General features: G+C 42.7%; 17 protein-coding genes and 1 pseudogene. 10 read left to right on the top strand and 8 right to left on the bottom strand.

Annotated features, from left to right (window positions below; all coding sequences use genetic code 11):
* Positions 1-35: 35 nt before the first annotated feature.
* The 3 genes and pseudogenes from J4N43_RS19865 to J4N43_RS19855 all read right to left on the bottom strand — a co-directional run bounded on the left by J4N43_RS19865 (position 36) and on the right by J4N43_RS19855 (position 4011).
* Positions 36-1946 (bottom strand): annotated as a pseudogene (locus J4N43_RS19865) (bifunctional diguanylate cyclase/phosphodiesterase).
* A gap of 180 nt (positions 1947-2126) precedes the next feature.
* Positions 2127-3326: an enoyl-ACP reductase FabV gene (fabV, locus tag J4N43_RS19860; RefSeq protein WP_033907078.1), complete on the bottom strand. Its 1200-nt coding sequence runs from the start codon at positions 3324-3326 to the stop codon at positions 2127-2129.
* An 82-nt stretch (positions 3327-3408) separates the two neighbouring features.
* The gene (locus J4N43_RS19855; RefSeq protein ID WP_033907077.1) at positions 3409-4011 is read right to left on the bottom strand and encodes an arylesterase; all 603 of its coding nucleotides are present in this window, start codon (positions 4009-4011) and stop codon (positions 3409-3411) included.
* Here J4N43_RS19855 and J4N43_RS19850 point away from each other — a divergent pair.
* The 3 genes from J4N43_RS19850 to J4N43_RS19840 all read left to right on the top strand — a co-directional run bounded on the left by J4N43_RS19850 (position 4010) and on the right by J4N43_RS19840 (position 8950).
* Entirely contained in the window at positions 4010-4702 is a 693-nt protein-coding gene (locus J4N43_RS19850) for an ABC transporter ATP-binding protein (protein ID WP_033907076.1), read from the top strand. The genes J4N43_RS19855 and J4N43_RS19850 overlap by 2 nt on opposite strands.
* Positions 4702-7158: an ABC transporter permease gene (locus tag J4N43_RS19845; protein ID WP_033907075.1), complete on the top strand. Its 2457-nt coding sequence runs from the start codon at positions 4702-4704 to the stop codon at positions 7156-7158. Before J4N43_RS19850 ends, J4N43_RS19845 begins: the two co-directional genes overlap by 1 nt.
* Positions 7159-7510: 352 nt before the next feature.
* Positions 7511-8950, top strand: coding sequence for an FAD-dependent oxidoreductase (locus tag J4N43_RS19840; RefSeq protein WP_005376318.1), 1440 nt, complete (start codon positions 7511-7513; stop codon positions 8948-8950).
* 28 nt (positions 8951-8978) lie between these two features.
* Here the strand turns inward: J4N43_RS19840 and J4N43_RS19835 are convergent, their stop codons facing one another.
* Genes J4N43_RS19835 through J4N43_RS19825 form a run of 3 tightly spaced genes read right to left on the bottom strand, consistent with a single transcriptional unit; the run spans position 8979 to position 11349 of the window.
* The gene (locus tag J4N43_RS19835; protein WP_053349879.1) at positions 8979-9914 is read right to left on the bottom strand and encodes a 5-oxoprolinase subunit C family protein; all 936 of its coding nucleotides are present in this window, start codon (positions 9912-9914) and stop codon (positions 8979-8981) included.
* On the bottom strand, positions 9911-10594 hold the full coding sequence (locus tag J4N43_RS19830) for a 5-oxoprolinase subunit B family protein (RefSeq protein ID WP_053349880.1): 684 nt from the start codon (positions 10592-10594) through the stop codon (positions 9911-9913). Before J4N43_RS19830 ends, J4N43_RS19835 begins: the two co-directional genes overlap by 4 nt.
* Complete coding sequence (locus tag J4N43_RS19825; protein ID WP_005386314.1) at positions 10594-11349, bottom strand: 5-oxoprolinase subunit PxpA; 756 nt, start codon at positions 11347-11349, stop codon at positions 10594-10596. Before J4N43_RS19825 ends, J4N43_RS19830 begins: the two co-directional genes overlap by 1 nt.
* Positions 11350-11668: 319 nt before the next feature.
* Here J4N43_RS19825 and J4N43_RS19820 point away from each other — a divergent pair, with 319 nt between their 5' ends.
* Complete coding sequence (locus tag J4N43_RS19820) at positions 11669-13627, top strand: diguanylate cyclase domain-containing protein (protein WP_025767774.1); 1959 nt, start codon at positions 11669-11671, stop codon at positions 13625-13627.
* 54 nt (positions 13628-13681) lie between these two features.
* Positions 13682-14698: a UDP-glucose 4-epimerase GalE gene (gene galE, locus J4N43_RS19815; protein ID WP_005376309.1), complete on the top strand. Its 1017-nt coding sequence runs from the start codon at positions 13682-13684 to the stop codon at positions 14696-14698.
* Between the two features lie 335 nt (positions 14699-15033).
* Here galE and J4N43_RS19810 read toward each other — a convergent pair whose 3' ends face one another.
* Positions 15034-17175 carry a TonB-dependent hemoglobin/transferrin/lactoferrin family receptor gene (locus tag J4N43_RS19810; protein ID WP_053349881.1) on the bottom strand — a complete coding sequence of 714 codons (2142 nt, stop codon included), beginning with the start codon at positions 17173-17175 and terminating at the stop codon, positions 15034-15036.
* Positions 17176-17406: 231 nt separating this feature from the next.
* On the opposite strand from J4N43_RS19810, the gene J4N43_RS19805 reads away from it, so the two are divergent.
* Positions 17407-18294, top strand: a complete 888-nt coding sequence (locus tag J4N43_RS19805) for a LysR family transcriptional regulator (RefSeq protein ID WP_017634152.1) — start codon at positions 17407-17409, stop codon at positions 18292-18294.
* Between the two features lie 77 nt (positions 18295-18371).
* Here J4N43_RS19805 and J4N43_RS19800 read toward each other — a convergent pair whose 3' ends face one another.
* On the bottom strand, positions 18372-21005 hold the full coding sequence (locus J4N43_RS19800) for a bifunctional acetate--CoA ligase family protein/GNAT family N-acetyltransferase (protein ID WP_085569030.1): 2634 nt from the start codon (positions 21003-21005) through the stop codon (positions 18372-18374).
* 236 nt (positions 21006-21241) lie between these two features.
* Here J4N43_RS19800 and J4N43_RS19795 point away from each other — a divergent pair, with 236 nt between their 5' ends.
* The 4 genes from J4N43_RS19795 (at position 21242) to yciH (ending at position 23778) form a co-directional block, all read left to right on the top strand.
* Positions 21242-21811, top strand: a complete 570-nt coding sequence (locus J4N43_RS19795) for an SPOR domain-containing protein (RefSeq protein ID WP_252094171.1) — start codon at positions 21242-21244, stop codon at positions 21809-21811.
* A gap of 149 nt (positions 21812-21960) precedes the next feature.
* Complete coding sequence (locus J4N43_RS19790; RefSeq protein ID WP_085569029.1) at positions 21961-22950, top strand: D-alanine--D-alanine ligase; 990 nt, start codon at positions 21961-21963, stop codon at positions 22948-22950.
* Between the two features lie 128 nt (positions 22951-23078).
* Complete coding sequence (locus J4N43_RS19785; RefSeq protein WP_005376294.1) at positions 23079-23465, top strand: DUF3319 domain-containing protein; 387 nt, start codon at positions 23079-23081, stop codon at positions 23463-23465.
* Between the two features lies 1 nt (position 23466).
* The gene (gene yciH, locus J4N43_RS19780) at positions 23467-23778 is read left to right on the top strand and encodes a stress response translation initiation inhibitor YciH (RefSeq protein WP_005376292.1); all 312 of its coding nucleotides are present in this window, start codon (positions 23467-23469) and stop codon (positions 23776-23778) included.
* Positions 23779-23983 lie beyond the last annotated feature (205 nt).

Raw genomic sequence — 23983 nt, 5'->3', positions numbered from 1 at the left:
TATAGAAACCACCGCCCTCATAGTAAAGAGAATGCTTAGGAAGAGTAGGCGTATTGCCCGCCAGAAAGGCGCTGATTAAACAAACTTTGCTCAAATTCATTACAAGGCATAGGTTTACCATAAAGAAAACCTTGTCCGATATCACAACCCTCACCAATAAGAAACTGCTCTTGTTGGTGGGATTCAATGCCCTCGATCACTACTTGGAGTTCCAGTTTTTTTGCAATGTGTATGATTGAACAAATGATCTCGCGATCATCATCTGACTTTTCCATTTGCTGGACGAAGCTTTTATCAATTTTGATGGCATCAAACGGATATTTCTTTAAATAGCTGAACGAAGCATATCCTGTACCAAAGTCATCAAGTGACAATGTCACACCTAGTTTATGCAACTTATTTAACGTTGTGCGTGCTACTATTTCATCAGCAATTAGAGCGCTCTCGGTTACTTCGAGTTCGAGAAAGTGTGCTGGCAAATGGAAAGTGTCGAGTAGGTGTTGCACTTGTTCTGCAAAATTTACGTTTTGTAATTGAATGGGAGAAACGTTGACGGCAATTTTGAAGTTATCGATTAACTCAGACCATTGTTTCGCTTTGTCTATCGCGGTACGCAGAACAAAAGAGCCAACTTCAAAGATAAGCCCGTTTTGTTCGGCCATATGTATCAATGCTTCGTTGGAAACGTCGCCAAGTATTGGATGTCTCCAGCGAAGCAAGGCTTCTGCGCCAATCCATTTACGTGTTTTGGAGTCTACTTGAGGTTGAAAGTACAACACTAAATCGTCGTTACGCACTGCTTGTAAAAGGTAACTTTCCAGTTCATTGTGACTATTGAGATCAGCCGAATGATTTTCTCTAAAATAACTAAAAGGTTCGCCGGATTCTTTACATAGAAGCATCGCGTAACATGCATGTTGAAGGATACGCTTAGCATTGCTGCAATCTTTGTAAGCTTGAACTATACCGATATACGTGTGCAAATGTATTTCTGTTTTGTTGAAGACAAATCCATCTACGCTAATTTTAGTGATATCATCTAATAGTTGATTTAACCGAGCTTCAATATCCTCTCCCCAAATCAATAAAACCATGTCATTCGAACTTGGTCTACCAGTGATAAATCCGCTAGCACCGTGTCTGGTTAATCTGGAGTGAAATTCTTTTAAAATGTTGTCAAAGACCTCGAACCCGTGCCTGGTCTGAATACTGCGAGCGTTACTAAAACCAATGTTGATGACCACAAGCGATTGCTGATCACTATCAAGGGACTGTAAGGTGTATTGGACAATGTAAGTGCAGAACGATTTAGAAATCCAGTTCCCTGATCATGTGGTTTTTTGGTAGCTCACTTGTTTTTCCGCGGCTTTACGGCGATCAATCTCTTGTGTTAAGGAGTAACTTAACTGGGCTAAATCCGTGGTACGATTTTCAATTCGACTCTTTAGCTCGGTGTTAAGTCGCTGAAGTTTATGTTGTTGGTACACAACTGAAAGCTGTGCTTCGATTGAATCTTTGAAAGTTTCAAGCAACTGACGGTAACTATCGTTGTACTCGTTTCTCTCAGAGTCAAGCATACAGATTGTTCCAAATGTCTCCCCATTTGGCCAGAATAGCGGTAAGCCGCAATAAGAAATCATGCCTAGTTTGATGTCTGGGTTATTTTGCCATTCTTCATCTTCAAGCGCATTGGGGATTACAAGCTCGCCTTTCTGTTCTATAACTTGCTCGCAATACAAACCGTTACCAAGCTGCTCTGCATCGCCAGTACGATAAGGATTACCTAGAGTTTCGCTAGATGTATTTACTTCTATGCGATCCGGATGGATACGCATAATTAATGTGGTGGGTACGTGTGTTATTTGAGCCAGTAAGTTGACGATTTCTTGCCAACTTCTTCGCATAGACTCAGGGATTTCGTAGTCTAATGTTTGCAATCTCCCCATATAGGTCATCCTTTACGTGGTTTCACTTCCTGTGAATTAAAAATGCAGACTGCTCTATTTTGTTCTCGCTTTTTAATTAAGTATAGGGTGGCTAGGGCTCGAAACAAAAAAAAGTCCTGAAAAGTGTTCAGGACTAGGAATAGTTGTCACATATCTCATCCTTGAAACAGATAACAAGCATCAAGGCTTAAGCGACATTAACGATTCAATAGAAATGTCTTGCGAATAGTCGACATCCTCAAAGTTAAAGCCATTGAGCTTCATAAACTCATCTTTAAAACCTTGGTAATCACCAATCTCTTTAAAGTTATCAGCATTCATTTGTTCTAAAAGAGCGTGGACTTCTTGTTGAACTTGCGGTTCAAGTTCCAAGTCATCTATTCGAATCAAGCGTTCACCGTCAACTGGCACTTTCTCTTGATCGTATAACTTCGTAGTAAACAGCCGCTGCATTTGTTCAATACAGCGTTCGTGAGTACCTTTTTCCTTCATCACTCGATAAAGCGCTAACAGGTAGGGACTTAGCGCAGGGATGAATACACTGGCTTTCGTCACCAACGCCTTACACACGGTTGCGTAAGCACCGCCGTCAAAGTTGGCGAGTTTGAGGTTTAATGAATGACTGGTTTGGTGTAAATCGATTTTCGCTCGACCTAACGTACCATCGAGATAAATTGGGTGCGTAATGTCAGGGCCCATGTAAGAAAAGGCGATGGTTTTGCAGCCGTTTGCAATAGAGTCGTTATTGATGAGTGTGTCAATCCAGCTTTCCCAGTCTTCGCCGCCCATTACTTTAATGGTGGCGTTGGCTTCTTCTTCTGTTGCTGGCGTTAAGGTGGTTTCTATCCACTTATCGTTCTCCAGCATGATAGAAGCGCCAGTGACAGGCTCACCAATCGGTTTAATGACACTGCGCCAAAACTCATCAGATTTAGGTTTAGGTCGAACACCGGTTGCCAAGCTATAGATGACTAAGTCAACTTCACCCTCAAAGTACGTTTCAATGGCTTCAATCACTTGATTGCGCACCGAACCAGAGAATGCATCACCAACAATATTTATTGCGGTATGCCCGGCTTGATTTGCTTCTTGCTTAAAAAAGACGTTGTTATACCAACCCGCACTCCCAACCCCTTTCTCTGAAGGGCCACGCTCAAATGAGACGCCAATGGTATCGGCGTTAGCGCCACCGAACGTTAGGGCGATTCGGGCCGCTAGGCCGAAACCAGAGGAGGCACCAATAATCAAAACCCGTTTTGGGCCTTTTTTGATCTGTGGGGCGCGTTTTACGTATTCAATTTGCTCTTTAATAGATGCATGACACCCTTTGGGGTGCGCAGAGCGAGCAACAACACCTTGAATTAACGGTTCTATTCGCATGTTGTTATCTATCCTCGATGAGTGGAATTGAAAATAGATTAACGTAAAGTTACGTAAAACTTATTGAGCTAGACCATTAAAATTAGAGATGTTTAATTAATTCTTGAGCAACGAAACCTGCGATCCAAGGTTGTGCATCTGGTTTTGGGTGAAGGCCATCATCCATCATCCATTCTGGTTTGGTGACAACATGCTCTAAGAAGAATGGCATCAAGGCAACTTGTTGATGCTGTGCAAGCTTAGGGTAGATATCGTAAAACATATCGCTATAGCGCTTACCATAATTAGGTGGAACCCGAATTTGCATCATGACAACGTCCGCACCAGAATCTTTTATCATGGTAATCATTTTTGAAAGATTCGACGTAATAAGTTTAGGAGGGAAACCTCTTAGGCCATCGTTGGCACCTAACTCAATAAGTACCATGTCAGGGCTATGCTGAGTTAGCAACTGAGGTAACCGTGCTAAGCCATTGCCAGTGGTATCGCCAGAAATACTGGCATTAATAACTGTTACATCTTGACCATGTTCTGACAACGCATCAGGGAGTAAGCTAGGCCAACTCTCTTCGATCGGCATCTGATAGCCTGCACTCAAGCTATCACCCAAGACAAGTAGCTTTTCGCTCGCATGTGCAGTAGCGGAAAAACAAAAAAATAGAACTAAGGAAAGTATACGAATCATGCAAACACCTGTACTTAATGCACCTATTGTTCAAGCCAATTTGGTTTCTAAACAAGTCTCTACTAATCAAGAACAATTAACAATCCTCAAAGACGTAAATGTTGACATCCGAAAAGGAGAAAAAATCGCCATCGTCGGAACTTCCGGTGCAGGTAAGTCAACATTGATGACGTTGCTAGCTGGTCTTGATACTCCGACATCAGGCGAAATTACTTTATTAGGTCATGAATTATCAAAACTGGATGATGAAGCACGTGCGAAAGTTCGGGCTGACTCTTTAGGTTTCGTTTTCCAAAGTTTCTTGTTAATCCCGAGTTTGAGTGCATTACGTAATGTCACGCTTCCTTGTCTTTTACGTGGTGAAGCCGAAGATGAAGCAAGAGCAGCGGAATTATTAGCTTCTGTTGGATTGGAAAAACGTGTCGACCATCTACCAAGCCAGTTATCTGGTGGTGAACAACAGCGAGTTGCACTAGCGCGCGCATTTATGACACAACCTGAACTGTTGTTCGCAGACGAACCTACCGGTAATCTTGACCATCAAACCGCAGACAAAGTGATTGAGCTGCTATTCGATCTTAATGAACAGCACGGGACAACTCTGATTTTAGTAACACACGATGGTCATCTAGCAAGCCGATGTGACCGTATTTATCGTATGGAGGCGGGTGAGCTTAAGGAGGAGATGTAATGTCTGCAGTATCATCAAGTGAAGCAACATCCACAGAGCAAAACAGTACAACACAGCACTCGTCGAATAAAAGCTTGATACGCTGGAGTTTCGGCGAAATAAGGCAGGGGAATCTTTGGCCTATTAGCGTTGCTCTTATTCTCGTGATTGCGAGTATCTTTGCGCTTTCTGCATTAGCAGAACGAATGGAGCAGGTGATCGTCAAGCAGGGGAAGGACGCATTAACGGCAGATGCGGTGTTTGTGTCTGCTAATCCCATTCCGGACACGTTGTTAGCCTCGACTGAAAGCCTTGAACGTTCGACGATGACACGCTTTGCCACTATGGCATTTAGCGATAATGGTATGCAGCTTATTTCTGTAAGGGCGGTGGATGATAATTACCCTTTAATGGGAGAGCTCGTTCTTGAAAATAATCCAGCCGGTCGCGTTAAAGAGAACCAACTCTGGCTTGATGAGCGGATTATGACTCAACTAAGCGTAAAGCCAGGTGACAGTGTCACGATAGGCGATGCCGAGTTTACTGTATCAGGCGCAGTATTGATGGAACCAGGCTTGAGCTTTAATCCATTTCAGCAAATGCCTTCTGCATACATTCATCAAAGTGACGTAGATAAAACAGGAGCAATTCAAGTTGGGAGTCGAGTTCAATACCGTCTATTTTTACAAGCCGATGATAAAACACTAAAGAGCTTACAAGATGATACGCAGCTTTCTCCGAGCGATCGCTGGCGCACGCAAGATACTGCCAGTCGTAGTAATGAGGTTTTTGAACGCACGACGCAGTATCTGTCGTTGACAGTAGCAATTGTCATCATTATGGCGGCGACAACATTGGTTCTTACTTGTCAAAATTACGTGAACAGCCGGACACAAACTATCGCGATGTTGAAAAGTCTTGGTGCGAGCCGCCGATGGATTGAAAAGTGGTTATTTATTCAAGTCACAATCCTTCTCATTAGTGCCAGTGTCGTCGGTCTATTGTTAGGGAGCGGGCTGGAATATTTATTACGCATTCCACTCAAAGACTTATTACCCGAGCCACTCCCTAGTTACGGCGTCACACCATTTTTGGTGGCATTTATCTCAGCAGTCTTGATTACGGTGCCTGCTCTCGGTATACCATTGTTAGGCTTGATTAAAACTCCCGCGTTAGAAGTGCTACAGCAGGGTAAAGCGCAACGTTCTTGGAAGCGAATGTTACTTGTTCTAGTTCCCGTTGTTCCACTGCTTTTACTGTATGCAGATAACACCTTAGTTTGGATCGTGCTCACTGGTATAGCGGTACAGTTTGTGGTACTCGCAGCAGTTAGCGTCACACTCACAAAGCTGTTTGCACGTGTGTCAACCCATCCTGCAATGAAGCTTGCGTTGAGTCGTATCAACCGGACGCCAGTAACCAGCGGCCTACAGTTTGGTGCTTTGGCATTATCTTTGATGTTGCTGTCTATCATTTGGCTTGTGCGCAGCGATATTCTCGCGGATTGGGAGAGAACCTTACCTGCAGACGCGCCAAATGTGTTCGCTTTGAACATTGGTGATTATGAGCTCGATAACTACCTAGAAAACCTAGATAAAAATGGAGTTACGCGGTCACAAGCTTATCCAATAATTCGTGGACGACTAACAGAGATTAACGGTCAAAACGTCAAAGAGATTGATTACGAAGGAGAAGGTTCTGACGCGATACGTCGAGAGCTAAACCTGACATGGGGAGATACCCTACCAGAATATAATGATGTGCTTTCGGGTGAATGGACAAACAAAGGGAGTGTATCTGTAGAAGCGGATGTAGCAAATGACTTAGGCATAAAACTCGGTGATACGCTGCGCTTTGTAATAAACAGCCAGAATTACGATGCAGTAGTAGATACCATCCGTTATGTCGAATGGCGTGACATGAAGCCTAACTTTTATTTTATTTTCTCATCTGACGTGATGGCTAATTTACCTGGTTCTTACCTCATCAGTTATAGGATTGAAGAAGGAAATGAAGCGTTGTTGACGTCAATGTCACGTGCTCACCCAACGGTCTCTGTTTTAGATATCCGAACTATGGGCGAGAAAATTCAGGCTTTGATTCAGCAAATCGTATCAGCAATCACCATCCTTGCTCTTTTAGGCGTTGTTGCTGGTCTGCTGCTCATCTTTACGCTACTGAGGTTAAGCTTGTCCCAACGCCAACAAGAGATTCGTTTGTATCGCACATTAGGTTCAAGTAAGAAACGGATCAACACAACCCTGTGGGCCGAGTACGGAATTATGGCGTTGATTGCTAGTGGTGTTGCGGTATTTGCTGCGGAAGTTTGTGTGGCCGCAGTCATGACATATGGATTCGATCTCAATGCACAAATTCACCCCGAATTGTGGATAGCTTTACCGCTTGTAACATTTGTTACGTTGGCACTTGTAGTGATGAGTTTGTTGAAAAGATTGTTAACGCCAGTAAACACTTAATCGCAGCGAGTGTTATCAAGTTTGGAACACTCCATGACACTTTTATTTTAGTTATCCACAAAAACAGTGGATAACTTTTGGGATAACTAAATGGGGTAAAAAGTGGGGTGTTTCTGCAGGCTTTGCGCCATGGGTCTTACAGTGAAATTCTTATTCACATAGACACAAAAAAGTGTCTTCTTAACCATGTCGTCAAGTACTTTTTCGCAAATTTTTTCTACTTTAATGCACTTTACAGGCGCTGTTGGATATTTCGCAAACCCATGAACTTTTTGTGATTTTAATCAAGTTCAAACACGAGTAGAATCCACCGTTAGTAAAGAATTTTCCTTATAAAATTTTTAGTGAAGCAATGAAGTCTGAGTTTCCAAGTTATAAAGATAAGCATATCGCTGTTGTTGGTGGCGGTGTAGCAGGTGCAACAGCAGCAATTCATTTTGCGGAGCTGGGTTTTAAAGTTTCCGTAATAGAGAAGGGCGTATCACTAGTAAATGGTCCACCCATTTGTCATTTGCATGCTGGTGGTAATTTATATCGAGAGATTTCCGAGCAACAATGCTTAGACTTGTTAGCACAATCTATTGATACTGTTCGCCTGTATCCGCTTTCACTGAATATTCGTCCGACAATCATCGCGGTTCCTCATTCCGATGGTGGAGACCCATCCACACTAATTCCGCGATTAGAGGTTGTGAAAAGTGCTTATCAGACGCTCGTTGATAAAGATGAGAGTAATAAAGTGCTCGGCGAACCAAGCGAATACTACAAACTGTATTCAAAAGCGGAGCTAGAAGCTCTCGCGCAACGTACTCAACCAAGTCATCCTACAAACTTCGATGAGTGGTGTATTCCTTTTGCTCAACATGCTGATCTTGAAGCGCTAAAGTATCCTGTTGTCGCAGTTCAAGAATATGGTTGGAGTGTTTTTCGCCTCGCCGCAATTGCCAACTTAACACTAGATACGCTTCCTAATGCTTCAGTCTTCACACAAGCAACGTTCAAGCAAGCCGATTGGATGGGGGAACACTGGCAACTTGGCTATGAACGTGAAGGTATCGATTACCTTATGACATGCGACTACTTGGTTAACGCGTGTGGCTTTGAAACAGGCTCAATTGACAACACAGTTGGTGCCAAGCGAGACAGGTTGGTGGAGTTTAAAGCCGCTTACGTTACGAGGTGGGCAGACTGTCAACAACAATGGCCAGAAGTTATTTTTCATGGCCCGCGTGGAACCGATAAAGGAATGGCTCAATTGACGCCTTATGGCGATGGTTACTTTCAACTTCATGGTATGACAAAAGGAATCACGCTGTTTGAAGATGGTTTAGTGGAGAGCACGAACTCATCTGCTCAACCTGAACTGCCTATGCCTTTACTCTCGAAGATCCGTAACGGCTGGAGAGAAGAAGTGTTAGAAGAGCGAACGAACAACGCCATCAAACACATGGCACAGTTCATTCCCGACTATCACTCTGCTGTAAAAGGAGGAAAAGCATTATTTGGCGCTCAGCAAATTCCCGGCACAGATCCAGTACTCAGAGCGGCAGATGTGACTTTTGAAGATAACCACTACGCGAGAATAGAGGTGGTAAAAGCGTCATCGACACTACTCGCAGCGCAAAAAATGCTTCAATTCTGGTTTGACATCGATCCTAACCAAAATGTGGAAACACAGCATCCGGTCGCTGTAAAGTGGTCTGAACAAGAGGTCGAGCAGTACGCGATTAAACTCACTCAAGAGCGAGGCTATCCACAAGCTTTAGCAGTGCGTTATGGTATGCCTGCATAATCGGCTGTGTTTGGGCTCAGTGGTTGTATTAATACCCAAAAAACTGAGCCCATTGGCACCATACTTCTTGCAAGCCTATTCTATCTCCTTTCACAAAATTGACTTTTTGTCCGGGTTTCGCCTGTGCCAGTCTAGGTAAGTCAATACGAGCTACGCAGCCAAATTTAGGATACCCGCCAATAGTCTGGTGATCGTTGAGTAGCACAATAGGGTTACCATCGCTAGGTATTTGAATTGAACCTAACGCAATTCCCTCTGATAGTACGCCTTCGTAAGGTGGACGAATGTTATTGCCCTCAAGACGGTAGCCCATGCGATTCGAATTGGGGGAGATGATGAATGCTTTGTTATAAAATGCTTGGCGAGCGTCTTCATCAAAGTCCTCGTTCTGATAGCCTTCAATCACTCTCAGCTTAATGGGTAAGTTGTAATCTGGCTTAAAGCGAAACGTCATTTGCCTTGGTTTACGTTTCGGTAAGTTATGAGGGACAAAGGGAAGAATATCACCAGCTTTCAAAGCGCCACCATTTGAATCATAACCACCTAGAGATTCTCGCAAGACGGTCGATGCGCTTCCTAAGTGCTGAGCAACATTGAATCCACCTTTAACCGCTAGGTAGGAGCGAAGTCCATTCCTTGCGACTCCGAACTGAAGCTTCTGTCCTTTTTTCAACGTAAAGTCAGACCAATTTGAAATAGGTTCACCATCTATTTTTGCATTTAAATCACCGCCACATATAGCAAGGTGGCAGTTATGCAATGCAATAAAACAAGCGTTACCCAGAGTAATTTCAATCGCAACGCAATTGACTACGTTACCAAGCAAATGGTTGGCCCAACTGTAAGCATAGTCGTCGACCGGGCCACCTTGAGTCACACCGACATGCGCTAAGCCAAAACGACCAAAGTCTTGAACTAAAGAGAGCGGTCCTGGCTTTTCCACCAGTAATCCACCGTAACTCATAGTACGCCTCCTAAATCGATAAACTCTTGTTTTGAAATAGCATTAAAGGTGACCTTGTCACCCACTTCAAACGGTATAAAAGGAGGAGAGTCGGAGAAGAGCGCAAGCGGGCTTTTACCAATAATGTTCCATCCGCCAGGACTATCTGATGGATAGACGGCCGTTTTAGAGTCTGCGATTCCTACACTTCCGGCCGACACTTGAGTTCTTGGTGTGGCAAGCCTTGCCATGTGCAATTGAGTATCAACGTCCGAGAGAAATGCAAAGCCTGGAGCAAAGCCAATTGCAGAAACCGCGTACTCGGTTTTCGTATGCAGGGTAATAAGATCGTCTAATGACAGACCTCGCATTTTAAAACGAGATAGATCTAACGCGGTTTCTTCAGAGTAATATACAGGGATAGCAATGTGATTTGGCTGGGAAAGCTTAAGTGATTGAGTATCAAACTGGCTCACGATTTGTTGCAGCTCATTGGCTAAGTTCTTTTCGTTGATTCGAAAAGGTAAGTAATCAATGAGAATAGTTTGATAGGAGGGGACAACGTTCATAACAATTGAAGCGAAAGTTTCTCTTATGCTGCGAGCAAGCTCTCCTACTGCATTTTCAGAAATACTCTCATCAAACTTAATGAAAATACTGCACTCGGAGATCAAAGAGATATTAAATTTCTCTTTATGCATTAATTTCCTCCAGCGTATAGGCTTTGGCGGATCTTTTGGATCAGCGCGATCGACTCTTCATTGTCACCATGAACACAAATTGTGTCGGCTTCCAATAATATGTAACCGCCTGAAGCGGTTTTGACACGCCCAGAGTCAGCTAAGGTCCGGACTTGCTCAAGTATCGCGTGCTCGCTTTTTAACACGGCATTGGGCTGTGTTCTAGGAGTCAGTAAGCCGTCATCTTGGTACAAACGATCTGCAAATGCTTCAAATAGCAAGGGAACATCATAATCGTCTGCGATTTCTAAGTATTTTTCGTTTTCCTGTGAAGCTAGGATCATTAACGGTACTTTGAACAGTGCTGCCGCCTTAACTACCGCTCTAAATATCGCATCACTTTTCATCATGTCGTTGTATAGAGCGCCATGAGGCTTTATGTAACTGATGTCTGTGTATTGCGCCCGGCATAATGCTTGTAAAGCACCAACCTGATATATAACCATGTTCGTAATTTCATCACCCGTCATGCTTATGCTTCGTCTGCCAAAGCCTTGTAGGTCGGCGTAACCTGGGTGTGCGCCAATATCAACATCGTTGTCATTCGCTAGGGTGATGGTGTCGTGCATGACATTAGGGTCGGAGGCATGAAAACCACACGCGATGTTCGCCATATCAACATGGGGCATCACGTCTTCATCTGCGCCCATACTCCAAGAGCCAAAGCTCTCGCCCATATCACAGTTCAATGTAAGTTGCTGTTTATTCAATGTCATACGTTTTATTTCTACACAAGCAATGGGTTTACGATGCAGGAAAATGCATCTAGGTTCAGTGACTCACTTCATTCTTCTATCATGAAAACGAAGCTTTTTGAGCAGATAGCTGGCGAAAAAGATCACGTTAGTCCATAAAGATGTTGCCGTTATTTGAGTTGATCCGAATTTTAAGGTATTTCGTTTCTTTTCCATCCAATTTTTGAGAATTTAAGGTTATTTTGCATTAGCATCGTGTTAATCTTGTCGCCCTTCATGGGTGATAGATTGCATAATGGTTCTTCTGTCATTTTTGTGGTTGTCTGCGACAGGAATATATATGTCATTACGAGCGAAGCTTATTTGGCCTCTTCTGGTCTTTTTAACGGCTATCTTTGTTATCTCAAAAGGTTACACCTCGTATACTGTATACCAATCGTCTAAGCATGAACTGGTCGAGCAGACAAGAAAGTTGATTAACAACGTTTCTTTCTCAATTAAAGATGCGCTGACGACAAAGGACAAGCAAAAAGCTCAAACTATTCTCGCCAACTTTTTAAACCAGCCAAATGTAACTCGGGTCAAACTTTATGACCAAGATGACCAACCATTCGCTGTTATGGAGATAAGTGGGGCACTGGCACCCGTTCCAAGTCAAACCGAAAGAAGTAGGTTGCACGCTCTAGGCTATGCCTTATCAACCAAATTTCTTTATGTTCTAGAGCCGATTATCCATGATGGCTATGTCATTGGTAGCATGAGAGTTACGCTTTCTCATCGCCCAATTGTAGAAGCCATACAATCTTTACTTCAAGATGGCGCTTTACTTCTTCTGTTTCTGATCGCTGGTGGCACTGTTTTTTACATAAGTATCGAGAGGCTTGTTCTCAGGCCCGTGATGGAACTCAACCGCGTAATAGAGAATGTGACACACGGACGAAACACGGAAAATCAAGCTCGCTATTACGCCAAGGATGAAATTGGAGACCTCGCGCGCTCTTTCAATCAAATGATGAATAGGTTAACAGTACGTGAGAAGCAGCGGCAACATTCGCTAGACACACTAGAACAAAAGCGCGCATTTTCAGAAGAGGTTATCGAATCTGTTCAGCATGCATTAGTTATTACCGACAATTCCGGACGTGTTATTCATTGTAATACGGCGACCCAGCAAATATTTCAAAAAAAATTAGATGAACTTAAATATGCCAATATTCGTGATCTAATTAAAACCAAAACACCGAATGAGCTGAGTCAGATCCTGAGTCGAGGCCTAGAGTGCGATGATATTCACCTCAAAAATGCAGATAACGAACAGCAGTTGAGCCTAACCAGTCGTCGCCTCTCGACACATGAATACTTACTGTTTTCGATTCAAGATATCACCGAAATTGAAGAAGCCATAAACCGGCAACGTGTTGCGGGGCGTGTTTTTGAAAGCAGCCAAGATGGTCTCATTGTTCTTAATCATCGCGGTGTCATTACGATGGCAAACCCTGCCGTCACTAAGTTAGTCGGCTTAGAGGTGGATCAGCTTATTGGGAAATCATTCATCCAAACGCTAAAGTGGCGCAAGTTACAGGAAATGATGCCTAGTATCATCGAGTCGATAGAAAATTATGGCGTTTGGCAAGGTGAAGTTATCGAGAAGAACCATATTGGTCAGTTTGTACCGATGTTTGCTCGAGTCAATCGTATCGTTAAGTGTGAAGACTATGGTTTCTATGATCTGGTTATTGTTCTTACCGACCTTTCCGGCGCAAAAGAGATGGAACGATTGGAGCATTTAGCTCATCACGATGCTTTAACGGGGTTAGCCAATCGATCTAAGTTCCATTTAGAGTTGGAACAACTAGTACAACGCTCTGGATACTTGCGTGACGAATTTGCAGTTTTGTACCTCGATCTGGATGGATTTAAAGAAGTTAACGATACCTACGGTCATGATGCAGGTGATGAAGTTTTGAAAAAAGTTTCCGAGCGTCTAACATCTGCGACGAGACATAGTGATTTAATCGCAAGACTTTCTGGTGATGAATTTGTCATGTTGGTAAATCCCGCCAATCAAAAAGTGGTCACCCGAATAGCAGAACAGTTGCTCGAGAGCATATGTGCTCCAATTGAGTACAAAGGTCACTTACTCAAAGTTGGCGTTAGTATCGGCGTAAAATTAGTCGGCGTAAATGAGCGCGATGCTACTCGAGTTTTAAAAAGTGCGGATACGGCAATGTATCAAGCAAAGAAAGCCGGAAAAGGCCAAGCAATATTAATGGGATGCGAATTACAAGAGACAGTTTAAATCGTAACGTCAAAGCTTTAAACTAACCCAATTCGCGTCAGAAGGAATAATAAAATGAAAGTACTCGTTACGGGTGGTATGGGCTATATCGGTAGTCATACGTGTATTCAAATGATCGAAGCTGGCATGACGCCAGTGATTCTAGACAACCTGTACAACAGTAAATCTACGGTATTAGATCGAATTGAAAAGGTATGTGGTGTAAAGCCAACCTTCATTAAAGCCGATATCAGAGATAAATTGGCGATGGTAGAAGCACTAAAGTCGCACAATATTGAAGCTGTTATCCATTTTGCAGGTTTAAAGGCCGTCGGTGAGTCTGTAGCAAAACCTTTAGAGTATTACGACAACAACGTTAATGGCACTTTAGTATTGGTTGATGCAATGCGTGAAGCCGGAGTTAAATCGTTGGTATTTAGTTCATCAGCGACTGTATACGGTGATCCTGCATCTGTACCCATCACTGAGGACTTTCCAACTAGCGCAACTAACCCATATGGTCGCAGCAAGTTAATGGTGGAAGAGTGTTTAACCGACTTCCAAAATGCGAACCCTGACTGGAGCATTACACTTCTTCGTTACTTTAACCCGGTAGGTTCACATCCAACAGGCGAGCTAGGTGAAGATCCTCAAGGTATTCCAAACAACTTAATGCCGTTTGTTTCTCAAGTTGCGGTAGGGCGAAGAGAGTTCCTTTCTGTGTTTGGTAGTGATTATCCGACCAAAGATGGCACAGGCGTACGTGATTATATTCATGTAATGGACTTATCCGATGGTCACGTTGCTGCATTAGAAAAAGTAGGTAGCAAAGCTGGCCTTCATATCTATAACCTCGGTACTGGTAACGGCTACAGTGTACTGGACATGGTGAAAGCATTTGAAGCCGCAAGTGGTAAAGATGTCCCATACCAACTTGTTGAGCGTCGTCCAGGTGATATTGCAGAGTGTTGGGCGGATCCATCAAAAGCGATGAATGAGTTAGGTTGGAAAGCAACTCGCACTCTAGAAGAAATGACTGGCGATACATGGCGCTGGCAGTCTACTAACCCTCAAGGTTATCCAGATGCCTAATCTTTAATTTACATAATAGTAACAAAAAGGCGCGTGATTGCGTCTTTTTTGATCCAAATCGGAAAAAATCGTAAATTACTGGTTAAAAGGTAGCAAGTATATATAGAGCTGTTAAACTATGCCCGACTCTTAATTTGGGTTATAAATTTTCTCATAGCTATTGGGGTAGTTCATGGAACTCGGTCTGATCATCACTTTCATCATTGCAGCAGCAGTAATGGTGAAAAAAGAGATGGCAAAACAGTAAACTTTCATTTTTCATACTTTTCTTTACATTTTTGAAATGAAAGCCATAAAAAAAGCCAGCATTACGCTGGCTTTTGTGTTTTTAAGGTTTAGAACTCGTATTTAACACTAATGTTATAATTACGCTCAGCTTGCGTTTTGTCTCGACTTAACTCAGTCTTACCGCGAACATCGTTCCAAAGATGGTATTCTTCATTCGTTAGATTCATAACACCAGCACGAATGGTTATATCTTTCATTGGTTTGTAGTACGCCGTTAAGTCAACGACTGTCGCAGACGGCAAAGCAACTTGGTCTTTGATTCCGCCTTTATCACCATCAGAGTTGATATCACTGTTCGATTTCTTAGCCGTGTAGTTTACTTTTAGGCTTGTCCCCCAAAGTGCATTTGGTGAATCGTAATTTACAGCAGCTACGGCATTCCATGGGTTTACACTGTTCAAAGGATTACCATCACCATCTTCACCTTCTGTGTATGCTGCAACAAAGCGAGTTGTCACGCCTGATGGAAGACCAGCAATGGCATGCCAATCAAGACGGTTAGAGAGCTCAACCCCTTTAATGTTTGCTTCACTAATATTGATATTTGTGAATTCAGTTAAACCACCATTGTTTGATGACGTTTGCTCAATAAAGTCACTGTAATCACTGTAGTAGAACGCTACTTCAGTTGCCGACGCTGCAGTGTTATGACGGTAACCAAGCTCATAAGACAAACTCTTTTCAGATCCCAAATTTGGGTTAGGGCGGTTGGTATAGCCATGAGCCGGATTATCGTAGGTGTAGTAAAGCTCGTCGAACGATGGCGCTCGGAACCCTTGGCTCACTTGCGCGAAGATCGTGCCTGGTTGCGATATAGAGTAAGTTGCTCCTAAACGACCAGTTAATGCAGAGTCGCTAAACTTCTCGAATGACTCTTCAGAAGTATTTGAAGGATTAGTAGAGAAGTAATCGTAACGCACACCTGGAGTCAGAATTAGCTTGTCATTAAGAAGCGAAATTTCATCTTGCAAGAATAAACCAAAGCTTTCTTCTTTTGCATCCGGTGTGTAAACGTAAACAGTATCTGGCGTGCCAGGATCGGAATTAAACTCGCGATTGGTATTACTGATGTCACTATGTTTGTACGATATTCCGTAAACAATATAGTGATTTTGAATCTCTTTATCTAACTGAGTTTCGAATTCAAATTTGTCTTCAGTATATTCGTAATCTTTTTTCTGTTGGTTGTCACCACTAGGCGGTACGTAAGGTGGGTAACCAGGGCTAGCTTCGATAAAGCGATTAGAGACGCCGTTTTCTTCTTTACCAATCCATGTAAGCTTGGACGTGATCGTATCCGAGATAGCTGCATCTGCAAACCAAATGTGCTTGAGCCCAATGCGATTTTGCTTGGTTGTGTCTTCAGCGTTGAAGTTTTTGTAACTTTTATGTGCGATCTCTGAGTCAGTCTCGTTGTAAATAACTTCTCCCAAAAACTCCAAGCGATGAGCGTCATTCAATTGAGATTGAAGTTTTACCAATAGATCGTTTTTGTAATAATCTTGGTTGTCCACAGAATAGTTATCGTAAGGCGCCTTAGAGAAATTTTGTAGCTCTGCACCATCACGGCGTGTAAAGGCTACAAGTGCTTCTGTACTACCGAAACGCTTTGCTAAAGCTACATGCTCACTAAAAGAGTTATCTTCCGATGAATAAGAGAGTTTAGCTTGACCACCAAAGTCTTTGCCATCATCTTTGAGGAAATCCTTCGGATCTTTTGTTTCGAATGCGACAACACCGCCAATTGCATCACTACCATGTAGGCTAGAAGCTGCTCCTTTAACAATTTCGACACTCTTTAGCATATCGGGGTCGACAGTAACGGCACTAGAATTGATAAACGAATATGGTCCACCGCTGAATACACCTGGTTGAGATGCACCGTCTACTAAGATTTTAACTCGTTTACCTTCCATCCCGCGAATGTTAATACTTTGGACGCCTTGGCGTTGAGTGCCATTAACAGTAACACCTGGCGTATACTCGAATAGATCATTCAAGTCCTTTACCATGTTTTCTTCGATGTCTTTCTCTGATACAACAGCAACAGAAGCAGCAACAGTGTTTATGGTTTGGTTGGTACGGGTGGCCGACACAACGACTTCTTCAAACTTAGAAGCTTCTTCCGCATAAGCAGTATGGGAAAGGGCAACTAAAATGGAGGCTGACAAAATTGATTTTTTATACATTGGCTTCAATACCTTAGATCCATAATAGGTAACAACACGCGGATATTAATGGATCCAAATGGTAATTACTATCATTACCATTGTCATTTATTGATTTGTATTGAATCTTCTTCTTAGGCTATTAGCATTCCTAGTCTTTAGTTATCAATATGTTATATAATTTGTCGTTAGTTCTTGATAAGTTCATCCAAATACAACGAATGTGATAAATGTCACATTAAGAGAGGCCATGTGCAGAGTCCAATTACGTTAGAAGCACTCCATATTCTAGATGCTATTGATCGAAGAGGGAGTTTTGCTGCTGCTGCGAATGAGTTAGACAGAGCCCCGTCATCGCTGAGCTATCAAATCCAGAAACTCGAGCAAGATTTAGACATTATTATCTTCGATCGCTCTGGTCACAAAGCCCATTTTACTGAAGCAGGTAAGCTTATTCTTGAAAGAGGAAGAGCCATTTTACAAGCCAGTGAAAAGTTAGTGAACGATGCAACGTTATTGGCGAATGGTTGGGAACTGGATATTACCATTGCCTTTGATGGCATTATTCCTATATCCAATTTTTTCCCGATGGTTGATGCGTTGGCCGAGGTCAGCTCAACTCGAGTCAGGCTGCAAGAGGAGATTCTGGCTGGTAGCTGGGAGTCTTTGAATACGGGGAGAGCTGATTTACTGATTTGCCCATCACTGGATACGCTTCCTCAAGAAGTTAAGTCAGAAAAAATTGGTAAAATGAGTATGTATTGGGTAGCTTCCGCTGATCACTATGTTCACAAGCGTAGTGGTAAGTTTGATGAAGCAGCGCGAGAAAAGTATCGGATTATTGCTATTGCAGATACCGCACGTGAGCAACCCGCGCTCTCAATTAATATCATTCAAAAACAACCTCGCTTGACCGTCACCAACTTTACGGCAAAAGTAGAAGCGCTAACTGCAGGTTTAGGCATTGGTACATTACCAAGCCAAATTGCACAACCTCTTATTGATAGTGGTGTATTGAAACGAATCGAAGGCACTGAAGAACAGCCGATGGATATTATTTTGGCATGGCGCCGGAACACTATGGGTGAGGCAAAATCCTGGTGTATTCAGTACTTAAAAAAGAATTGGAAACTAAAGTAACAACGTAACTTTTACTTCTTAGATTCCCATTGATTATCGAATGTAAGAAGTAAAAGTCATCGCTAATGCTGCGCTTTTCAATTTAAAGGGAGCACCATATCTGCCGTACCGTCTGCAAACTGGACATCGATCTCAAACCCCAAGTTCTGAGCCAACATCAACATTCCTCTGTTTGTTGGCATGGTCATTCCAGACATTTGCTTTGTGCCTTTAATTTTGCAATAGCTGATTATTTTCTGCATCAGCACTTTGCCTAAACCTTTTCCTTTCAAATCTGAACGAACCAAAATAGCAAACTCAGCGTCACTATTGTCTGGTGTAATCAATGCGCGGGCTACCCCTATGATAGACGGTCCGTCAGTATTAAACGCTACCGCAACAAACGCCATTTCGCGGTCGTAGTCGATTTGAGTAAAGTTTGCCAAAGCCTCATGGTTGAACTCTCCAACTTCAGAAAAGAAACGCTTATAGAGATCTTCTTTCGATACGCTATTAATGAATTGAGCATGCAGCGGCTCATCCTCAGGCAAGATAGGGCGAAGCAGGATAGGTTGGCCATCTCGAAGCGTCACCGTTTCGACAAACTCTGCCGGGAAAGGGCGAATCGCTAGCCGTTTTTGGGCGTCTCCTTCGTACTTACACAGTGTGACATCTGCATCAAGGATAGTTAAATCGCTTCCGGACACCAGTACTGGATGGATATCCAGTTTTTGTATTTCTGGTAACTCAACTGCCATTTGGGAGATACGAACCAAGAACTTCGACAACTCAGTAATATCGAGCGCATCTTTGTGTTTCTGCAGGCGAATCTTTCCAGACTTTAGGGCAACAACGACAAGGTAGCGCGCAAGCGTCATGTTCAAAGGAGGAAGTGCAGCGACGGCATCTTGGGCGATATTCCACTCAGAGCCGCCTTGACCAAGCAAGATCACTGGTCCAAAGACTTTATCTACTGCAATACTAATCCGTAGCTCTTCAGCGCTGCCGAGCTTTGCCATCCCTTGTACTAACAGCCCATGTACATTGGCGGAAGGGTAACTGAGCTTTACGGTATCTAAAATGGATAGCGCTGCGTTGGAAACTTCTCGACTGTTTCTTAAATTTAGAGCAACACCGTGAACATCCGATTTATGAGGAATGTCTGGAGAACGCAATTTAACCGCAACAGGATATCCAATATTTTCTGCCATATGAACGGCTTCAATGTCGTCAGATGCAATCCACGTAGGCAAAACGTTAAACCCGAACAGCTTAAATAATGGGCTGGTTTGATGCGTATCCAAGGTGACTGTGTTTTTATCCAGTAGTCGTTCGTTTACCCATTCTTTTGCTGAACTCACACTTCCAGAATGTAATGGCTCTGCCGTCGTTGGCGTTTCCATTAGTTGTTTCTGGTTTCGTCTGTATTCGACCAAGTGCATGTATGCTACAACCGCACTTTCAGGTGTTCTATAGGTTGGAATGCCTGCTTGAGTAAAGGCCAGTCGCGCTTCTCTCGACGTTTGTTCTCCTGACCAGTTGGTCAAGATATTAAAATGCTTATGCCGAGGGTGAGATTTGATGGCATTAATAACGACTTGAGCAGTTTCAAGAGGATCAGAAACAGCAGAAGGACTATGCATAATCAATATCGCATCTGCACAGTCGTTATTCATCAGTGCGTTAATGGTATCAATATAGCGTTTTTGGGTTGCGTCACCAGACAGATCAATTGGATTTCGAGCACGCCAGTTGGATGGAAGTACTGCTTGTAATTGCTCAATGGAAGCGTCATCAAGCGTTGCGAGTTGGCCACCACGTTCAATCAAAGTATCAACGGACATAACAGCAGGGCCGCCGCCATTGGTGATGATCGCTAAACGCTCTCCACGAAGTGGCACAGAATGCGTGAGTGTTTCTACCGCGGCAAAAAGCTCATGCGTATTGCTGACTCGTAACATACCAGTTCTGCGAATAGCAGAATCGTAAATTACGTCAAGTGTATCTCCGTCTTGCTGCTCAAAAGTATTCATCTCTTTAGAGCGGCCCGCTTTTAGCACCAATATACGTCGGTTACGTGAAGCGGCGCGCGCAGCAGACATAAATCGGCGAGCGTCTTGGATATTATCAACATAAAGCAGAATAGCTTCAGTGTTTCCATCCATACTCAAATAGTCGAGCAAATCTGCAAAATCGATATCTTGTCCGCGCCCAATCGAAATGAACGAAGAAAAACCAATGTTCTTATCATTTGCCCAGTCTAAAACCGTGGTACAAACCGCCGCGGATTGTGAGATGAAAGCAATTTTTCCGGGTTTAGCTGCAACAGGGGAAAACGTGCAGTTAAAATTGTGCCAAGGAAGGATGATACCTAAGCTGTTTGGGCCTAAGACTCGAATGTTCAATGATGAGATATCTAAAGGATTAGGGTCATCAGAGATAACAATCGCAAACGGTGTGCCTCTCTCATCTAGCTCTTTAAGCAATTGCTCGTTACGTGAAACGTTCGTACACAAAATTGCAATATCTGGCGTATAGGGCAGGGAAGCTACATCAGGGTAAGCGATCACGCCAGATACGGCTTTATATCGCGGCGTTACTGGCATAATCGCGCCACCAAATCCACTTTGTAGAAGGTTGCGCATCACAACATGTCCTGCTCGCAATGCTTTTTGAGATGCCCCAATAACGGCCACAGAGTTGGGTTTAAAGAGTTTATGTAGTTTATTCATGCTGACTCCTGGCCGTTTGTAAGTCACGTTGGCTTCTCGGTTTCATATCAATCATAAACGAATAATTTACTGATAAAACATCTTCAGACCAGACATTGCAGAAAATGTGTACGATGCTTATGGAGTTTGTGTTATTCATCACATCAAAATCACAGATTATTGTATTTGATGCTTGATAAACGGCCCTGCTATCGGCATGATTTATCGTAATATTTATCCAGAGCATTTGTTACTTCATGAAAAAAATCGCAATCATCGGCTTGTCAGTTCTGCTTTCTGCTTGTGCATCTGAAACTTACATCACGGATGTGACCTCAGAAAGTTACCGAGAGAACTACAAATCAGATCGTATCTCTAAACCAATTATGGCGTCTGAAAACGCTGTAGTAGAAAAAGACGTACAACCAACTGTTGTGAAAATGACGGCAAAGCCTGAAGAAAAGAAAGTAGTCAAGCTAACGCCAAAAGAGCAGGCGAAGCCAGTTAAGATCGTACCACCAAGTAAAAAGCAAGCTGGCATTCAACGATTCGGCTATACCATTCAAGTCGCAGCTGTGGGTAGCCAAGCTAAAGTCGATCAGTTTGCAAATAAGCTGCCACAGAACGGTCAGCCAATTTGGGAAAACTACAAAGTTGTAAACGGTACTAAGTGGTTCTCAGTTTTATACGGAGACTACGCAACAAGCGCAGAAGCCAAGCAAGCGATTTCGACTTTGCCAGCTCAATTTCAGCAGTTAAGACCATTTGTTAAAAGCATTGATGCAATCAAAAACTCAGCTTACCCAACGCTTAACAAATTAAATTAACACATCAAATAAGGGAGCGAATAGCTCCCTTATTTATTTGCTCAAATCCTATTCGAACAACATTCCTCACATTAAAATTACTGTACGTCACACTTCAAAGGTTTATCATAATAAATAGTATCTTTTGTAGGTCACGGAAAGATGGATTCATGATTAAAAATATTCTTTTACTATGCGGCGGTGGCTCTTCTGAGCACGAGATTTCATTATTGTCTGCAAACTTTGTCGAACAACAACTAAATCTTATTGAAGACGTTCACGTTACACGCGTAGAAATAAAAAACGAAGGTTGGATGACCAACCAAGGTGAGTTGGTTTACTTGGATCTCAATACCAAGCAGTTGTGCTCAAGTGGATCTAATCAAACCATTGATTTCATCGTGCCTTGTATACATGGTTTTCCTGGCGAAACAGGCGACATTCAATCTCTGTTTGAAATCGCAGGTATTCCTTATCTTGGCTGCGGGCCAGAAGCGAGTAGCAATAGTTTCAATAAAATCACATCTAAGCTTTGGTACGACGCTATCGGCATACCCAATACGCCATACTTATTCTTAACGCGAAACGATGAAGAAGCTCACGCTCAAGCTCATAAAGCCTTTGAAAAATGGGGGAAAGTTTTTGTTAAAGCCGCTCGTCAAGGCTCTTCCGTTGGCTGTTACAGTGTCACAGCAAAAGACAAACTTTCTAATGCAGTAAATGATGCTTTTGGGTTTTCTGACCAAGTGTTGGTTGAGAAAGCAGTAAAACCTCGAGAACTTGAAGTTGCTGTATATGAGATGAATGGCCAACTACATATCACTAAGCCAGGCGAGGTCATCGCGCCTGATGGTGCTTTTTACTCTTACGATGAAAAGTACAGCAGTTCAAGTCACTCGCTCACAGAAGTTGAGGCGAAGAATCTAACTCAAGTACAATTAGATTCCATCCAACATGCGTCAGAGACGGTATTTAAACAAATGAATCTTCGTCATTTATCTCGTATCGACTTTTTCCTAACGGAAGATGATGAGATTTACTTAAACGAAGTAAACACATTTCCAGGAATGACTCCAATCTCAATGTTCCCTAAAATGCTTCAAAACAACGGGCACAAATTTCATGAGTTCTTGGAAGATTGTATAAACAGTGCAAAGTGATTAACGTTATCGAGACGCGTTTTATGATACAAGTTGTTTTCTAGAGCAAGGATTATTCAAGCCGTATTTGAATATTGCTCAGTAGCAATTATGATTATATCAACGCATTAAACAGATGACTCAGTGGTATGGCGATTTCAAATTATAGAGGTTTTAACCTGCAGTCAGTCGGATCAGATGGCAGTGTTTGGAAGGTTAAAATCAAGAACCACGTTTTACAGGGCAGTTTGACGGCGGTAAAGAAAAGCATTGATTGGTGGTGCGACACCGCATCGATTATTGATCCCAAAGAGTTTGCTTCACTCGGACAAAGAGTGCAGCAAACTGGTGTTGCAAAATCAGAGGTCTTTAACGGCTATACTATTCAAAACGATACAGGCCAACCTAACTCTTGGTACTGTATGTTTAATGGTAAACTGATTAAGGGCAGCAAAGCCGCTATTCAACGCCATATCGAAGCTTATTTGGTTGCAAAGCAAAAAGCGATGCAAGCTCAACAACAAAAGAAACAATAGAATGACTCTGGTATATTCAACAGAAACCGGTCGAATTAAACCGGAAGAAGAAAAAGTATCTCGCCCTAAAGGCGATGGTGTTGTTCGGATTCAGCGCCAAACGAAAGGCCGTAAAGGTAAAGGCGTATGCATTGTTACAGGTTTAGACTTGGATGATGCACCTTTAAAGTTATTAGCGGCAGAACTCAAAAAAGTCTGTGGCTGTGGTGGCTCTGTAAAAGATGGCAATATCGAGATTCAAGGTGATGCTAGAGACAAGATCAAGGCACATCTTGAAAAGAAAGGCATGACAGTCAAATTAGCCGGTGGCTAATTTAATATTTCCAGTAAACAAAAATGGCGTCTAAAGAAATAGACGCCATTTTTTATAAGTTGCTAATTGAAGAGCAAGCAATCGTAGATTGATAGATCGATATTAGCTATTTTATGGTAAATCAGAATACTGTTAAATAAACTTATTTATGAACCTAACGAAAACCACATAATTTTTACTTATGAAGTTATCGTAGACTCATCAT

The organism is Vibrio sp. SCSIO 43009 (assembly GCF_023716525.1).
GTDB classification, from domain to species: Bacteria; Pseudomonadota; Gammaproteobacteria; order Enterobacterales; family Vibrionaceae; genus Vibrio; species Vibrio alginolyticus.
This window is presented reverse-complemented; position numbering and strand designations above follow the sequence as displayed.

Excerpts from the sequence above, each read along its gene's own strand:
- fabV (WP_033907078.1), bottom strand. The coding sequence starts at position 3,326 with ATGCGAATAGAACCGTTAATTCAAGGTGTTGTTGCTCGCTCTGCGCAC.
- J4N43_RS19850 (WP_033907076.1), top strand. The coding sequence starts at position 4,010 with ATGCAAACACCTGTACTTAATGCACCTATTGTTCAAGCCAATTTGGTT.
- J4N43_RS19855 (WP_033907077.1), bottom strand. The coding sequence starts at position 4,011 with ATGATTCGTATACTTTCCTTAGTTCTATTTTTTTGTTTTTCCGCTACT.
- J4N43_RS19845 (WP_033907075.1), top strand. The coding sequence starts at position 4,702 with ATGTCTGCAGTATCATCAAGTGAAGCAACATCCACAGAGCAAAACAGT.
- J4N43_RS19840 (WP_005376318.1), top strand. The coding sequence starts at position 7,511 with ATGAAGTCTGAGTTTCCAAGTTATAAAGATAAGCATATCGCTGTTGTT.
- J4N43_RS19835 (WP_053349879.1), bottom strand. The coding sequence starts at position 9,914 with ATGAGTTACGGTGGATTACTGGTGGAAAAGCCAGGACCGCTCTCTTTA.
- J4N43_RS19830 (WP_053349880.1), bottom strand. The coding sequence starts at position 10,594 with ATGCATAAAGAGAAATTTAATATCTCTTTGATCTCCGAGTGCAGTATT.
- J4N43_RS19825 (WP_005386314.1), bottom strand. The coding sequence starts at position 11,349 with ATGACATTGAATAAACAGCAACTTACATTGAACTGTGATATGGGCGAG.
- J4N43_RS19820 (WP_025767774.1), top strand. The coding sequence starts at position 11,669 with ATGTCATTACGAGCGAAGCTTATTTGGCCTCTTCTGGTCTTTTTAACG.
- galE (WP_005376309.1), top strand. The coding sequence starts at position 13,682 with ATGAAAGTACTCGTTACGGGTGGTATGGGCTATATCGGTAGTCATACG.
- J4N43_RS19810 (WP_053349881.1), bottom strand. The coding sequence starts at position 17,175 with ATGTATAAAAAATCAATTTTGTCAGCCTCCATTTTAGTTGCCCTTTCC.
- J4N43_RS19800 (WP_085569030.1), bottom strand. The coding sequence starts at position 21,005 with ATGAATAAACTACATAAACTCTTTAAACCCAACTCTGTGGCCGTTATT.
- J4N43_RS19795 (WP_252094171.1), top strand. The coding sequence starts at position 21,242 with ATGAAAAAAATCGCAATCATCGGCTTGTCAGTTCTGCTTTCTGCTTGT.
- J4N43_RS19790 (WP_085569029.1), top strand. The coding sequence starts at position 21,961 with ATGATTAAAAATATTCTTTTACTATGCGGCGGTGGCTCTTCTGAGCAC.
- J4N43_RS19785 (WP_005376294.1), top strand. The coding sequence starts at position 23,079 with ATGGCGATTTCAAATTATAGAGGTTTTAACCTGCAGTCAGTCGGATCA.
- yciH (WP_005376292.1), top strand. The coding sequence starts at position 23,467 with ATGACTCTGGTATATTCAACAGAAACCGGTCGAATTAAACCGGAAGAA.